General features: G+C 65.8%; 12 protein-coding genes. 10 read left to right on the forward strand and 2 right to left on the reverse strand.

What is annotated here, in order from left to right:
• The 5 genes from AC2VOG_RS02270 to AC2VOG_RS02290 form a co-directional block, all read left to right on the forward strand.
• Positions 1–1,067, forward strand: a 1,067-nt coding sequence (locus AC2VOG_RS02270) for a hypothetical protein (protein WP_486938291.1), incomplete at its 5' end; no start/stop codon positions are given.
• A gap of 121 nt (positions 1,068–1,188) precedes the next feature.
• Positions 1,189–3,018 carry a phosphoenolpyruvate carboxykinase (GTP) gene (locus AC2VOG_RS02275; protein ID WP_486938293.1) on the forward strand — a complete coding sequence of 610 codons (1,830 nt, stop codon included), beginning with the start codon at positions 1,189–1,191 and terminating at the stop codon, positions 3,016–3,018.
• A 159-nt stretch (positions 3,019–3,177) separates the two neighbouring features.
• Positions 3,178–4,461: a sodium:proton exchanger gene (locus AC2VOG_RS02280; RefSeq protein WP_486938294.1), complete on the forward strand. Its 1,284-nt coding sequence runs from the start codon at positions 3,178–3,180 to the stop codon at positions 4,459–4,461.
• A gap of 129 nt (positions 4,462–4,590) precedes the next feature.
• Positions 4,591–6,120: a fatty-acid--CoA ligase FadD4 gene (gene fadD4, locus AC2VOG_RS02285; RefSeq protein ID WP_486938295.1), complete on the forward strand. Its 1,530-nt coding sequence runs from the start codon at positions 4,591–4,593 to the stop codon at positions 6,118–6,120.
• Positions 6,121–6,170: 50 nt separating this feature from the next.
• The gene (locus AC2VOG_RS02290) at positions 6,171–7,061 is read left to right on the forward strand and encodes an enoyl-CoA hydratase/isomerase family protein (RefSeq protein WP_486938319.1); all 891 of its coding nucleotides are present in this window, start codon (positions 6,171–6,173) and stop codon (positions 7,059–7,061) included.
• A 170-nt stretch (positions 7,062–7,231) separates the two neighbouring features.
• Here AC2VOG_RS02290 and AC2VOG_RS02295 read toward each other — a convergent pair whose 3' ends face one another.
• Together AC2VOG_RS02295 and AC2VOG_RS02300 are read right to left on the reverse strand one after the other, a co-directional pair.
• A complete protein-coding gene (locus AC2VOG_RS02295; protein ID WP_486938296.1) occupies positions 7,232–7,765 on the reverse strand; it encodes a hypothetical protein in 534 nt (177 codons plus the stop codon).
• Positions 7,766–7,813: 48 nt separating this feature from the next.
• On the reverse strand, positions 7,814–8,893 hold the full coding sequence (locus AC2VOG_RS02300; RefSeq protein WP_486938297.1) for a 2Fe-2S iron-sulfur cluster-binding protein: 1,080 nt from the start codon (positions 8,891–8,893) through the stop codon (positions 7,814–7,816).
• Positions 8,894–9,047: 154 nt separating this feature from the next.
• Between AC2VOG_RS02300 and hsaA the strand changes: the two genes are divergently transcribed.
• The 5 genes from hsaA (at position 9,048) to AC2VOG_RS02325 (ending at position 14,294) form a co-directional block, all read left to right on the forward strand.
• On the forward strand, positions 9,048–10,232 hold the full coding sequence (gene hsaA / locus AC2VOG_RS02305) for a 3-hydroxy-9,10-secoandrosta-1,3,5(10)-triene-9,17-dione monooxygenase oxygenase subunit (protein ID WP_486938298.1): 1,185 nt from the start codon (positions 9,048–9,050) through the stop codon (positions 10,230–10,232).
• A 3-nt stretch (positions 10,233–10,235) separates the two neighbouring features.
• On the forward strand, positions 10,236–11,108 hold the full coding sequence (gene hsaD / locus AC2VOG_RS02310) for a 4,5:9,10-diseco-3-hydroxy-5,9,17-trioxoandrosta-1(10),2-diene-4-oate hydrolase (protein ID WP_486938299.1): 873 nt from the start codon (positions 10,236–10,238) through the stop codon (positions 11,106–11,108).
• Positions 11,108–12,007: an iron-dependent extradiol dioxygenase HsaC gene (gene hsaC / locus AC2VOG_RS02315; protein ID WP_486938300.1), complete on the forward strand. Its 900-nt coding sequence runs from the start codon at positions 11,108–11,110 to the stop codon at positions 12,005–12,007. The genes hsaD and hsaC overlap by 1 nt, the downstream gene beginning before the upstream one ends.
• Positions 12,007–12,570, forward strand: a complete 564-nt coding sequence (gene hsaB, locus AC2VOG_RS02320; protein ID WP_486938301.1) for a 3-hydroxy-9,10-secoandrosta-1,3,5(10)-triene-9,17-dione monooxygenase reductase subunit — start codon at positions 12,007–12,009, stop codon at positions 12,568–12,570. The genes hsaC and hsaB overlap by 1 nt, the downstream gene beginning before the upstream one ends.
• Before the next feature lie 116 nt (positions 12,571–12,686).
• The gene (locus tag AC2VOG_RS02325) at positions 12,687–14,294 is read left to right on the forward strand and encodes an FMN-binding glutamate synthase family protein (RefSeq protein ID WP_486938302.1); all 1,608 of its coding nucleotides are present in this window, start codon (positions 12,687–12,689) and stop codon (positions 14,292–14,294) included.
• Positions 14,295–14,299: the final 5 nt, after the last annotated feature.

The following is a 14,299-nucleotide window of genomic DNA, read 5'->3' on the forward strand; positions in this document are numbered from 1 at the left end:
TGTCCGACCGCCTGGCCGATGTTCAGCTGGCTCGGCGAAACAGGTTGCGCGCCTGGCAATGTCGGCTGCAGACTGTCGCCGACCGGTACGACCGCGATGCGGACGGGGCCGGGCGCCGCGCTCGGGTGCAGACGTTGCGCGAACAGCGTAGCGAGATCCTGCGGCAGCGCCGGGCGTCCAAGTCCGAGCGGACGATCGCGCTGCGCAGCCAGACCCAGCAGGCCCGCACGCAGCTGTCCTACTTCGCCCGCAATCGCTGCGCCTCCGTGCGATCGCAGCTGCAGGAGGACGCCGCGAGCCGGAATCGGGGCGCGCTGGCGGAGTTCGAGGCCGAGGCGAAAGCCCGCCTCGCCGAAGTCATCACCGAAGTCGACGATGGCACCACCACGCATCTGGCCGAGATGGCGCAGAGCCTGGGGTTGTCGGTCGATCCGCCCCCGTCGGCCCCGCTGCCGGAAGTCGACCTGTCGTCGCCACCGCTGAAGTCGCGGGTGCTGGAGAGCCGGCTGATGATGCTGCTGGGCGCCGGCTTCGGCTTGGGTGTGGCGCTGACCCTGAGCCGGTTGCTGGCCGACCTTTCGCCCGGGCTGACGATCGCCGGTGCCGTCGCGTGCGCGGCGCTCGGGCTCGCGCTCACGGTCTGGGTGGTCGGGATGCGCGGCCTGCTTCGCGACCGGGCTTTGCTCGACCGGTGGGCCGGCGAAGCCACCGCGCTGGCTCAGTCCGCGGCGGAGCAACTCGTGGCGACTCGGGTGCTGGCCGCGGAGTCGTCGCTGACCGCCGCTCTCAGCGAGCACGACGAGGGCGAGAGCACCCGGGTGGCCGAGCAGGTCAGCGTCATCGACACCGAGCTGCGCGAGCACTCCGTCGTCGCGGCGCGGGCCGCGGCCTTGCGCGGCAAGGAGATGCCGACGCTGCGGGCGGCGCTCGAGGCGGTGCGGACCGAACTCGGCGAGCTCGAGCCCCCGGAAGCCGACCCGGAAGCCGACGCCGAGGCCGGGTACGACGGCGACGATGCCCAGATTGGCGAAAGCTCGCAGGCCGGCACTGCCGATAACGTGATCTGAATCGTTCCTGAGTGAGCCGATACGCTCCCGGCTTTTTCTGGGTATTCAGTTCGCGATAACCTGTGTGCAGGCCGCCGCATATTAGCCGCGCACTACGCAAAAGCGACTGCAGGAGATTTAGATGACTTCAGCGACCATTCCCGGTCTGGATACTGCCCCGACGAACCATCAGGGCCTGCTGTCCTGGGTGGAGGAAGTCGCCGAGCTGACCCAGCCGGACCGCGTGGTCTTCGCGAACGGCTCCGAGGAGGAGTACCAGCGGCTGGCCGACCAACTCGTCGAGGCGGGCACCTTCACCAAACTCAACGAGAAGAAGCACAAGAACTCCTACCTGGCGCTATCGGACCCGTCCGACGTCGCGCGGGTCGAGGCGAGGACGTTCATCTGCTCGGAGCGCGAGGTCGACGCCGGTCCGACCAACAACTGGAAGCCGCCGGCCGAGATGCGGGCCACCCTGACCGAGCTGTACCGCGGCTGCATGCGCGGACGCACGATGTGGGTGGTTCCGTTCTGCATGGGCCCACTCGGCGCCGAGGACCCCAAGCTCGGCGTGGAGATCACCGACTCCGAATACGTCGTCGCCTCGATGAAGGTGATGACCCGAATGGGTAAGGCCGCGCTGGACAAGCTGGGCGATGACGGCTTTTTCGTCAAGGCGTTGCACTCGATCGGCGCGCCGCTGGAGCCCGGACAGAAAGACGTGCCGTGGCCCTGCAACGACACCAAGTACATCACGCACTTTCCGGAGACCCGGGAAATCTGGAGCTTCGGATCCGGCTACGGCGGAAATGCGTTGCTGGGCAAGAAGTGCTATTCGCTGCGGATCGCGTCGGCGATGGCCCACGACGAGGGCTGGCTGGCCGAGCACATGCTGATCCTCAAGCTGATTTCCCCGGAAAACAAGGCGTACTACTTCGCCGCCGCGTTCCCATCGGCCTGCGGCAAGACCAACCTCGCGATGCTGCAGCCCACCATCCCGGGCTGGCGGGCCGAGACCCTCGGCGACGACATCGCCTGGATGCGGTTCGGCAAGGACGGCCGCCTCTACGCGGTCAACCCCGAGTTCGGTTTCTTCGGGGTCGCGCCGGGCACCAACTGGAAGTCCAACCCGAACGCCATGAAGACCATCGAGGGCGGTAACACCGTCTTCACCAACGTCGCGCTGACCGACGACGGCGACGTGTGGTGGGAGGGCCTGGAGGGCGAGCCGGATCACCTGATCGACTGGAAGGGCAACCAGTGGTACGCCCGCGAGACGGAAACCACTGCCGCTCACCCGAACTCGCGGTACTGCACCCCGATGTCGCAGTGCCCCATCCTGGCGCCGGAGTGGGACGACCCACAGGGCGTGCCGATCTCGGCGATCCTGTTCGGCGGTCGCCGCAAGACCACGGTGCCGTTGGTGACCGAAGCCCGCGACTGGCAGCACGGCGTGTTCGTCGGCGCAACCCTGGGCAGCGAGCAGACCGCAGCCGCCGAGGGCACGGTCGGCACGGTGCGCCGCGACCCGATGGCGATGTTGCCGTTCATCGGCTACAACGTCGGCGACTACTTCCAGCACTGGATCGACCTCGGCAAGAACTCTGACGAGTCCAAGCTGCCGAAGGTCTTCTTTGTCAACTGGTTCCGCCGCGGCGACAAGGGCGAGTTCCTGTGGCCGGGCTTCGGCGAGAACAGTCGGGTGCTGAAGTGGATCGTCGAGCGTATCGAGCACCAGGCCGGCGGCCAGGAGACGCCGATCGGCGTGGTGCCCACCGCGGCTGACCTCGACCTGAGCGGACTGGACGTCGACGCCGCTGACGTGGACCGGGCGCTGGCGGTCCACGCCGACGAGTGGCGCGCCGAGCTGCCGCTGATCGAAGAGTGGTTCGAGTTCATCGGCGACAAACTGCCGACCGGCGTCCGGGACGAGTTCGCAGCGCTCAAGCAGCGCCTCGCCGAGTCCGACTAGGCTGCCGCCGCTGCGTTAGCAGGGTTGCCGCATCCGAGATATCGGCGAGCCTAACTCTCGGATGCGACCCCGCTGAGCAGCAAATTTCACCAGCATCCCCGATCTATTCGGTAGCCAGGCTATGTTGCTGGATAGACGGTGGGCGGGTAGCTTGGCGGCGTGACAACAACCGCGGGGGCTGTAACGGCGTCTGCTGTCCGGTCGCGGACGTTGTTCCGCTCGCTGGCGATCGTCTGCATCGTCATCGCCCCCGCCCTGGTGCTGCGCGTTCTCGGCCTGCAACTCGATCCCGTCCTCGGCCTGCTTGTCTACGGGGCCGCGGTGGTGGGTGCCAGCTTCGTGCTGGCGTGGGCCGCCGAAGCGGCGCAGGTCGACGTTTCCGGCGGCTTGGCTGTTGCTGTGCTGGCCGTGATCGCGGTGCTTCCCGAGTACGCCGTCGACCTCTACTACGCCTACACCGCAGGCCACGTGCCCGCGTACACCCAGTACGCGGCCGCGAACATGACCGGGTCGAACCGGCTGCTGATGGGTCTCGGGTGGCCGGTGGTCGTCTTGGTCAGCGTGCTGGTGGCCCGCCGAGCGTCCGGGCGCACGCCCGACGGGCTGCGGCTCGAGACCAGTAACCGGGTGGAGATCGGCTTTTTGATGTTCGCCGGCGTGGCGGCCTTCGTCATTCCCGCCACCGGCCGCATCCACATCGCGTTCGGGGTGGCGCTGCTGGCCTGGTTCGGTTTCTACCTGTACAAGCTGAGCCGTGGCGATGTCGAGGAACCCGAGCTCATCGGCACCGCCGCGGCGCTGGGCGCACTGGCGGATCGAGTACGCCGCCTGACGGTGGCCGCGCTGTTCCTGTTGGCGGCGGCCGTCATTGTGACGTGTGCGAAACCGTTCGCCGACAACCTGATCGGCGCCGGGACCAAGCTGGGTGTCGATCGCTTCCTGCTGGTGCAGTGGCTGGCCCCGCTCGCGTCAGAGGCGCCGGAGTTCATCATCGCGACGATCTTTGCCGCCCGGGGCAAGGGTGGGAACGCGATCGCGATGCTGATCTCGGCAAAGGTCAACCAGTGGACGTTGCTGGTCGGCTCGTTGCCGGTGGCGTTCATGCTGGGCGGCGGCGGCGCCGCACTGCCTCTCGACGGTCGCCAGATCACGGAGATCGTGCTGACCGGGGCGCAGACGCTCATGGGCGTGACGCTGCTGCTCGGCCTGCGGTTCCAGCGCTGGGCTGCCTGGACGCTGCTCGGGTTGTTCCTCGTACAGTTCCCGCTCCCGTCGACCGCAGGGCGACTGCTGCTCAGCGGCGTGTACGCGGCCATCGCCGCGCTGGCCCTGATCCGCTACCGGCGCGAGTTGCCGGCGACGCTGGCCGCACCGTTCGGCGGCCGGGCCAAGCGGCAGGGTGGCCACCCGGTCCGGCAGCCCGAACCGGTGGGCGAGGCCTAAGCCGCAGCAAGCTTTCCTCGAGATCGACGCTCGCGCGGAAAGTTCGAGTGACTGGCGCGCTGAGGTCGATCTCAGCACCGGTGATGCCCTCTTGACAGCTGTCAAGTTTTGCGACGGTACAGTCTGCCCATGCAGATTCGCGAGCACACTTCCGGTCAGGGTGGCGCCAACAAGCCCGCCGTCATTCTTCACCCGTCCGGCATCGTGGTCACCTTCGACGAACTCGAAGCCCGCGCCAATCGCCTGGCGCACTACTTCCGCCAGGCGGGCCTGGTCGAGGGCGATGCCGTCGCGATCCTGATGGAGAACAACGAGCACATCCACGCGGTGATGTGGGCGGCGCGGCGGGCCGGCCTGTACTACGTGCCGATCAACACCCACCTGACCGCGCTGGAAGCGGCCTACATCATCGACAACAGCGCCGCCAAGGCGATCATCGGTTCGGCCGCGCTGCGAAAAATCTGCGAGAACCTGGCTGAGCAACTGCCTGACGGCCTGCCGGCCCTGCTGATGATCGCCGACGACGACCTCGACGGCTGGCAGCGTTACCCCGAATGCGTTGCCGACCAACCGGATACGCCCATCGCCGACGAGGTCGAAGGTGATCTGCTGCAGTACTCCTCGGGCACCACCGGTCGCCCCAAGGGAATCAAGCGGGCGCTGCCGCACGTCTCGCCGGCCGAGGCGCCGGGCATGATGTCGGCTCTGGTCGGTTTCTGGATGCACCCGGATGCGGTCTATCTCAGCCCCGCGCCGCTGTATCACACCGCGCCGTCGGTGTGGTCGATGACCGTGCAGGCCAGCGGCATCACGACGGTCGTCTTGGAAAAGTTCGATCCCGAAGGCTGCCTGGATGCCATTCAGCGTCACCGGGTCACGCACGGACAGTTCGTGCCCGTCATGTTCACCCGGATGCTGAAACTGCCTGAGCAGAAACGTAAGTCGTACGACCTGTCCAGCCTGCAGCGGGTGATGCACGCTGCCGCTCCCTGTCCGGTGGAGATCAAGAAGCAGATGATCGACTGGTGGGGGCCGATCGTCGACGAGTACTACGCCTCCTCAGAAGCCATCGGGTCGACGTTGATCAGCGCAGAGGAATGGCTGGCCCACCCCGGCTCGGTGGGTAAGCCGATGATGTGTCAACTGCACATCCTCGACGAGAGCGGCAACGAGTTGCCACCCGGGCAGGCCGGTGAAATCTACTTCGAAGGCGGGCTCTCGTTCGAATACCTCAACGATTCGGAGAAGACGGCGGCCTCCCGTGACAGGCACGGCTGGACCACGGTCGGCGACGTCGGCTATGTCGACGAGGACGGCTACCTGTTCCTGACCGACCGTCGTCACCACATGATCATCTCCGGCGGCGTGAACATCTATCCGCAAGAAGCCGAGAACCTGCTGGTCACTCACCCGAAAGTGCTTGACGCAGCGGTGTTCGGCATTCCCGACGAAGAAATGGGCCAAAGCGTCAAAGCCGCGGTGCAAACCGTCGACCCGGCTGACGCGACCGAGGAATTCGGTGCCGAGCTGACCGCTTGGCTGCGCGAACGGCTCGCGCATTACAAGTGTCCGAAGTCGATTTCGTTCGAAGCGCAGTTGCCGCGCACCGACACCGGGAAGATGTTCAAACACGAACTGATCAAGAAGTATTCGGTGTGACGCTGCGCGTCGTCGACGTGTCGGAGCCTGACTCCGAGGTCGATTCCGCGTTGCTCGCAGTCCCGGTGGTGGCCGTCGGGCCGTTGGCGGACGCATCCGAATTCTGGCTTCAGCAAGCCACATTCACGCTTACCGAGGATGACGCCGACGACCGCCGGGTGATCACCGTCGCATCGATCGACGCGGCGCTGCGTGACCTGACCGCGCGGGTTGATCGATGGCCGATCGCCGCGGCGACGTGTGACGACGTGTTGCGTGCGGTGCATCCGACTGGTCCGGCGCTGCCCGGAGTGGTAACCGAGTCGTTGGCCTACTCGACGCTGCAGGCCGGCCCGGAGTTTGCCCGCTGGCTCGCCGACCGCGGCCCCGCCACGATGCCCGACATCGCCGATCCGGTGCGCGCCCATCGTGACGGCGACAGCCTGCGCATTGCGTTCAACCGTCCACAGCGTCACAATGCGTTCTCCACCGATACGCGGGCCGCGCTGCTCGAGGCTTTGGCTGTGGCGCAACTCGATTCGTCGGTCGCCGAGGTCGTGCTGACCGGCAATGGACCATCGTTCTGCAGCGGCGGCGACCTCGACGAATTCGGCACCTTCGTCGATCCGGCCAGCGCCCATCTGGCCCGGACCCGCTACAGCCCGGCGCTGGCGCTCGACGCGATCACCGGCAGACTCGGTGCGGCCTGCCGCGCCGAGGTGCACGGTCAGGTGCTGGGCAGCGGACTAGAGATGGCCGCATTCTGCGGTCGTGTCGAAGCCGCGCCCGATTCGATGTTCGGGCTGCCCGAATTGAGCCTGGGCCTGATACCGGGCGCCGGTGGCACGGTCAGCGTGACTCGGCGGATAGGGCGTTGGCGCACCGCCTATTTGGTGCTGAGCGGCCAGAAGGTCGACGCCGATACCGCATTGTTGTGGGGTTTGGTGGACGTGAAAACTTAGCGACGTCACGCGTCGATTGTGCGCGATCGTCAGATACATGCGCACCGCGCTCCCGAACAGCATCTCCAGGCTGTCTCAGCGATTTCCGCAAAGCTCACACCGGTAGGCCTGCCTGGCGACCCGACCCCATTTTCACGCCTGCGCGGCGTCCCCTGGAAGGGATATAGAACTCAGGTGAAGTTGGCCTGTGCGCAGGTGCTCGGGGAGGTGATGTTGTTTCCGCCGTAGACCACCTGGACGTGCGTGCACATGATGACCGGCACGTTGGTCCGCGACTGGCCGGTGTGCCAATCGGTCGCGTCGATCCGGCCCGTGGTCTGGTACTTGTCCGGGCCGCCTTCGCCCGTATAGATCGTGGTGACGTTGTCGTTTCCGCCTTCTTTGAACACCCGGTCGTATTGCGCGGTGGCGTGCACGTCGAGGTACAAGGTGCGGTCCATTGAGCGGATGTCCGTGCTCTGCCGTGACCACAGGTCGTGGGGGAAGCCGTCAACGGCATCGCCGATCCTGCGGTCGGCACCGACGGTGAAGTCGCAACTGCCGTTCGCGGCATGGCAGTCGAGCGTGGCCCGGGTTTCGAGCTGGCTGCCGTCGTTGAGCGGGGTCAGCGAGGTGGCGGTGTTGCTGGCCGCCGGGGCAACCGCGGGCGGTGTCAACACCAATATCAGGCCGACCCCTGCCAGCACCGTGACCAGCCGCATCATCTGCCTTGTCCTCCGTCTCGCTGCGCCAGAGCAGAACTTACGCTGCGGCTACTCGTCGTAGGTGACTTCGACCGAATCGGTCTCGGGGTGTGCCTGACAGGCCAGGATCAGCCCATCGTCGAGGTCCTGCTGTTCGAGCACGTCGTTGACCTCCATGTGCACTCTGCCGCGGCGCAGGGTGGTAGCGCAGGCACCGCAATGGCCCTCACGGCAGGAGAACGGCGCGTCCAGACCGGCGTCCAGCAACACATCGAGCAGCTTCGCCTTGCGTGGCCACGACACGGTGTGGGTCTGGCCGTCGAGCTCGACGACAGCACGGGCCGGGCCTTCGACGGAATCGTCTTGCTCGACTTCCACCGCGGCGAACGGGTCGCTGTCCAGCGATTTGAACACCTCGAGGTGTACTTGGCCCGCAGGCATTTTCAGGCCGTCTAGCGCCTCGCGGGCGGCCGCCATGAACGGTCCGGGCCCGCAGATGAACGCCTGCCGCCCGGTGAACGGCCCGGCCAGTTGCGTCAGTGCGGTTGCCGACGGCAGTCCTTGCAGCGACTCGATCCAGTGGATGACGGTCAGCCGGTCCGGGTACTTGGCGGCCAGCTCGCGCAGCGCGTCGGCGAAGATCACCGACCGCTCGTCGCGGTTGGCGTAGAGCAACGTCACCTGTCCACCGCCTTCGGACAACGCGGACTTGCAGATCGACAAGATCGGCGTGATTCCGCTGCCCGCGGCCAACAGCAGGAAGTCGTCGTCGAGAGTCCTGGGCACGAAGGTGCCCGACGGCGCCAGGACATGCATACGCATGCCGACGCGGGCGTTGTCGCACAGCCAGTTCGACGCGTAGCCGGCTCTGTCACGTTTGACCGTGACGGTCAGCGCCTCGTCGGTGAACGGCGAGCTGCACAACGAATAGCAGCGCGCGACCGACCCGGTGCGGTCGCTGGGAATGCGCAGCGTCAGGAACTGGCCCGGGGCGTAGCGCAGCCGCTCCGCGGGCACCGCCGGGCCATTGGGGCCACTCGGAACCGTGAACACCAGGGAGCACGCGTCGTCGGTTTCGGCGACGACTTCGGCAATTTCCAGCTCCAAGACGTGGCTGCCGAGCGGTTCGTCGCCAACAGCGCCCGTCACGACCTCACCCTTCCGTCACCCATAACTAGAACAGGTTACAGAAACCTGGCTAGGTATCGCTACCAGCCGCAGGCATACGCTGCTCGACACGAATCGGAACGTGTTCTAGTCTTGGTTTTGTGTTGGCCCCTGCACGCCACCTTTGGAGGAACCCGTGACGTCCATTCAACAACGTGACGCCCAGTCGGTCCTAGACGGCATCGACGAGCTACTGCCCAAGCTGCGCCAGCGGGCTCAAGAAACCGAGGACCTGCGACGCCTGCCGGATGCGACCGTGAGCGAGCTTCAGGAAATCGGCTTCTTCCGGTTGCTGCAGCCGTCCCAATGGGGTGGGCTGGAATGCGACCCCGCCGTGTTCTACGAGGCGGTCCGGCGCATCGCCAGCGCGTGCGGCTCCACCGGCTGGGTGAGCTCGATCATCGGCGTGCACAACTGGCACTTGGCGCTCTTCGACCAGCGGGCCCAGGACGAGGTGTGGGGCGACGACACGACCGTGCGTGTCTCGTCGTCGTACGCCCCGATGGGCGCGGGCACGGTGGTTGACGGCGGCTACCTGGTCAGCGGCTCATGGAACTGGTCCTCGGGCTGCGACCATGCCACCTGGGCCTTCCTCGGCGGCCCCGTCATCAAGGACGGCCGCCCGGTCGACTTCGGCAGCTTCCTGATCCCGCGCAGCGAATACCGAATCGACGACGTCTGGCATGTGGTGGGCCTCAAGGGAACTGGCAGCAACACTGTCGTCGTCAAGGACGTCTTCGTGCCGCGGCACCGGTTCTTGTCCTATAAGCAGATGAACGACGGCACCGCCGGCGGATATCAGAACAACACCGCCCCGGTCTACAAGATGCCTTGGGGCACAATGCATCCGACGACAATCTCGGCGCCGATCGTCGGTATGGCCTACGGCGCATACGAGGCACACGTCGAGCACCAGGGCAAGCGGGTGCGGGCGGCGTTCGCGGGTGAGAAGGCCAAGGACGACCCGTTCGCCAAGGTTCGCATCGCCGAGGCGGCCAGCGACATCGACGCCGCGTGGCGGCAACTGATCGGCAACGTCGGCGACGAGTACGCGCTGCTGTCGGCCGGCAAGGAGATCCCGTTCGAGTTGCGGGCCCGCGCCCGTCGTGACCAGGTGCGCGCCACCGGGCGCTGCATCGCCTCGGTCGACCGGCTGTTCGAAGCCTCCGGTGCGACAGCTCTGGCCAACGACGCTCCAGTGCAACGGTTTTGGCGCGATGCGCACGCCGGCCGGGTGCACGCCGCCAACGATCCCGAGCGGGCATACCAGATCTTCGGTAACCACGAGTTCGGGCTGCCGCCCGGCGACACGATGGTCTAGCCGATGACAGCGACCGAAGAACTGACGTTTGAGTCCACCTCACGGTTCGCCGAGGTCGACGTCGACGGGCCGCTGAAGCTGCACTACCACGAAGCGGGCGTCGGCAACGAGCAGACGATCGTGCTGCTGCACGGCGGTGGACCGGGCGCGGCGAGTTGGACGAACTTCGCTCGCAACATCCCGGTCTTGGCCGAGCAGTTTCACGTGTTGGCGGTCGACCAGCCCGGCTACGGCCACTCCGACAAGCGCGCAGAGCACGGGCAGTTCAACCACTACGCCGCTCGGGCACTCAAGGGCCTCTTCGACCATTTGGGCCTGGGACGCGTTCCGCTGGTAGGCAATTCGCTCGGCGGTGGCACCGCGGTCCGGTTCGCGCTGGACTACCCCGACAAGGCCGGCAGGCTGGTGCTGATGGGTCCTGGCGGGCTCAGTGTGAACCTGTTCGCACCCGATCCCACCGAGGGCGTCAAGCGGCTGGGCAAGTTCTCCGCTCAGCCGACCCGGGAGAATCTCGAGGCGTTCCTGCGGGTGATGGTCTACGACCAGAAGCTGATCACTCCCGAGTTGATCGATCAGCGCTTTGAACTGGCGTCCACCCCGGAATCGCTGACGGCGACCCGCGCGATGGGAATGTCGTTCTCGGGGGCCGACTTCGAACTCGGCATGATGTGGCGTGAGGCGTACAAACTGCGTCAGCCGGTGCTGCTGATCTGGGGCCGCGAGGATCGGGTCAACCCGCTCGACGGGGCGCTGGTGGCGCTCAAGACCATTGCGCGCGCGCAATTGCACGTCTTCGGCCAGTGCGGACACTGGGCGCAGGTGGAGAAGTTCGACGAATTCAACAAGCTGACCGCCGATTTCCTGGGGGGCGCGTAATGAGCATCCGTTCACTGGGCTACCTGCGCATCGAAGCCACCGACATGGCGGCGTGGCGCGACTACGGCCTGAAGGTACTCGGCATGGTCGAAGGCAAGGGCGCCACCGAGGGAGCTCTCTATCTGCGGATGGACGATTTCCCCGCCCGCCTGGTGATCGTGCCGGGTGAGCATGACCGTCTCACCGAAGCCGGCTGGGAATGTGCGAATGCCGAGGGCTTACAAGAGATTCGCGATCGGCTCGACGTCGAGGGCACCCCCTACAAGGAGGCGACGGCGGCCGAGTTGGCCGATCGTCGGGTCGACGAGATGATCAAATTCTGCGACCCCTCGGGCAACGGTCTGGAGGTTTTCCACGGCGCCGCGCTCGAACACCGCCGGGTCGTGAGCCCCTACGGTCACACGTTCGTCACCGGTGAGCAGGGCCTCGGACACGTCGTTTTGACCACCCGTGACGACGCCGAGACGCTGCATTTCTACCGCGACGTATTGGATTTCAAGCTGCGCGACTCCATGCGGCTGCCGCCCCAGGTGGTGGGTCGGCCGGCCGACGGGCCACCGGCCTGGCTGAGGTTCCTCGGCTGCAATCCGCGTCACCACAGCCTGGCCTTCATGCCGGGGCAGACCCCGAGCGGGATCGTGCACCTGATGGTCGAGGTCGGCGAAGCCGACGACGTGGGGTTGTGTCTGGATCGGGCGTTGCGGCGCAAGGTGCCGATGTCAGCGACACTCGGCCGACACGTCAACGACCTGATGCTGTCGTTCTACATGAAGACTCCCAGTGGATTTGACATCGAATTCGGCTGTGAGGGAAGGAAAGTCGAGGACGACGACTGGATCGCACGGGAGAGCACCGCGATCAGCCTCTGGGGCCACGACTTCAGCGTCGGCTTCAAGTAATGTCCGAGCAGATCGACGCCCGCACGTTTCGCAGCGTGCTGGGTCAGTTCTGCACCGGTATCACGATCATCACCACCGTCCACGACGACGTCCCGGTCGGCTTCGCCTGCCAATCCTTTGCCGCGTTGTCGCTGGAACCGCCGCTGGTGTTGTTCTGCCCGACCAAGGTGTCGCGGTCCTGGCAGGCCATCGCGGCCAGCGGGAAATTCTGCGTCAATGTGCTGACCGAGAGCCAGCAGCACGTCTCGGCACGTTTCGGCTCCAAGGATCCGGACAAGTTCGCCGGAATCGATTGGCAGCAATCGGAACTCGGCTCGCCGATCATCGACGGATCGCTGGCCTACATCGACTGCACGGTCGCCTCGGTGCACGACGGCGGCGACCACTTCGTGGTGTTCGGTGCGGTGAAGTCGCTGTCTGAAGTGCCCAAGATCAAGCCGCGGCCGTTGCTGTTCTACCGCGGCGACTACACCGGCATCGAACCGGACAAGACCACCCCGGCGCAATGGCGTGACGATCTGGAAGCGTTCCTGACAGCGACCACCCAGGACACCTGGCTATAGTCGGGGCGGCTGCGTCATGGACGCGGATTCAGGGCTTCAATGTTTAGCAGCGGACCCAGGGGGTACGCCCGCTGCCGAAGGTATCGATTCTTGACCGAAAAGAACGGACGTCGGCGTTGATCCGGATTGGCTCTGTAGCACTGTCGGTGGCTGTCGCGGCGGCTTTGCTTTTCGTCGCCAGTGTCGGATCGTGGGTTTGGTGGATCCCGGCAGTTGTCGTCACGGTCCTCGCCGCGACAGGCGTCTACGACCTGGCTCAGCGCAAGCACTCAGTGCTGCGCAACTATCCGGTGCTGGGCCATATGCGCTATCTGCTGGAGGCGTTACGCCCTGAGCTGCAGCAATATTTCATCGAACGCAACTTCGACGGCCGCCCATTCGACCGCGACATCCGCTCGCTGATCTACGAGCGCGCCAAAGGTACCGCCGCCGAGGTGTCGTTTGGAACCGAGCGCGACATCGACCAAGACGGCTATGAATACCTGCTTCACTCGACGGTCCCGGTGGACCCGCCCGAAGAACCGTTTCGGGTCAGAATCGGTGGGCCGGACTGCACAAAGCCGTACGACATCGCGCTGATGAACATCTCGTCGATGAGTTTCGGCGCGCTGTCCGGCAACGCGCTGCGGGCGATGAACAACGGTGCGCGCAAGGGGCATTTCGCTCATGACACCGGAGAAGGTGGACTCACTCCGTATCATCTCGGCGGAGCCGACGTGGTGTGGGAGATCGGTTCGGGATACTTCGGTGCGCGGGCCAAGGATGGCTCCTTTGACCCACATCAGTTCGCCGACAAGGCGGCTCATGATGCGGTGAAGTGCATCTCGATCAAGCTGAGCCAAGGGGCGAAGCCTGGGGTGGGCGGAGTGCTGCCGGCCGCGAAAGTCAGCGAGGAAATCGCCGCCTACCGGGGTGTGCCGGCCGGCGAGAAATGCGTGAGCCCCGCCGCGCACACCGCGTTCAGCACCCCGCGCCAACTGATCGGCTTCGTGGCGCATTTGCGTGAGCTGGCCGGCGGAAAGCCGGTCGGCTTCAAGCTGTGCGTGGGTTCCCGAGTCGACGTGCTGGCGATCTGCAAGGCGATGCTGGCCGAAGGCGTGACACCCGACTTCATCATCGTGGACGGCGCTGAGGGCGGCACCGCTGCCGCACCGCTGGAATACGAAGACCACGTTGGCCTTCCACTGACCGACGGATTGATCACTGTGCACAACGCCCTGGTGGGTACGGGGCTGCGCGACAAGATTCGCATCGGCGCCAGCGGCAAGGTCGCTACCGGCAACGACATCGTCAAGCGCCTCATCCAGGGTGCCGACTACACCAACTCGGCCCGATCGATGATGATGGCGGCCGGCTGCATCCAGTCGCAACGCTGTCACACCAACCACTGCCCGGTCGGGGTCGCCACCCAGGACCCGCGGCGCGCGCGGGCCCTGGACGTCGCCGACAAGAGCGAACGTGTGTACCGCTACCAGAAGGCAACGGTCGCGCAGGCGATGCGGATCATGGGATCGATGGGTGTCTCCGATCCGTCTATGCTCAATCCCCACATGTTGCGCAAGCGCGTCTCATCGACCGAACAACTTTCCTACGCAGAGCTTTACGAATGGCTCAGCCCCGGAGTGTTACTCGACCATGCGCCCAACAGCTGGCGATCGGACTGGGAGTCGGCCGACGCGGATTCCTTTGCTCCGGCCGGTATCCCCCGATTGTCGAAGGTCTAGGAGAG

This window comes from Mycobacterium sp. TH-M11, from assembly GCF_057473725.1.

Bases quoted from the DNA above. Each gene is read 5' to 3' on its own strand.
- AC2VOG_RS02275 (WP_486938293.1), top strand. From the start codon at position 1,189: ATGACTTCAGCGACCATTCCCGGTCTGGATACTGCCCCGACGAACCAT.
- fadD4 (WP_486938295.1), top strand. From the start codon at position 4,591: ATGCAGATTCGCGAGCACACTTCCGGTCAGGGTGGCGCCAACAAGCCC.
- AC2VOG_RS02295 (WP_486938296.1), bottom strand. From the start codon at position 7,765: ATGATGCGGCTGGTCACGGTGCTGGCAGGGGTCGGCCTGATATTGGTG.
- hsaD (WP_486938299.1), top strand. From the start codon at position 10,236: ATGACAGCGACCGAAGAACTGACGTTTGAGTCCACCTCACGGTTCGCC.
- hsaC (WP_486938300.1), top strand. From the start codon at position 11,108: ATGAGCATCCGTTCACTGGGCTACCTGCGCATCGAAGCCACCGACATG.
- hsaB (WP_486938301.1), top strand. From the start codon at position 12,007: ATGTCCGAGCAGATCGACGCCCGCACGTTTCGCAGCGTGCTGGGTCAG.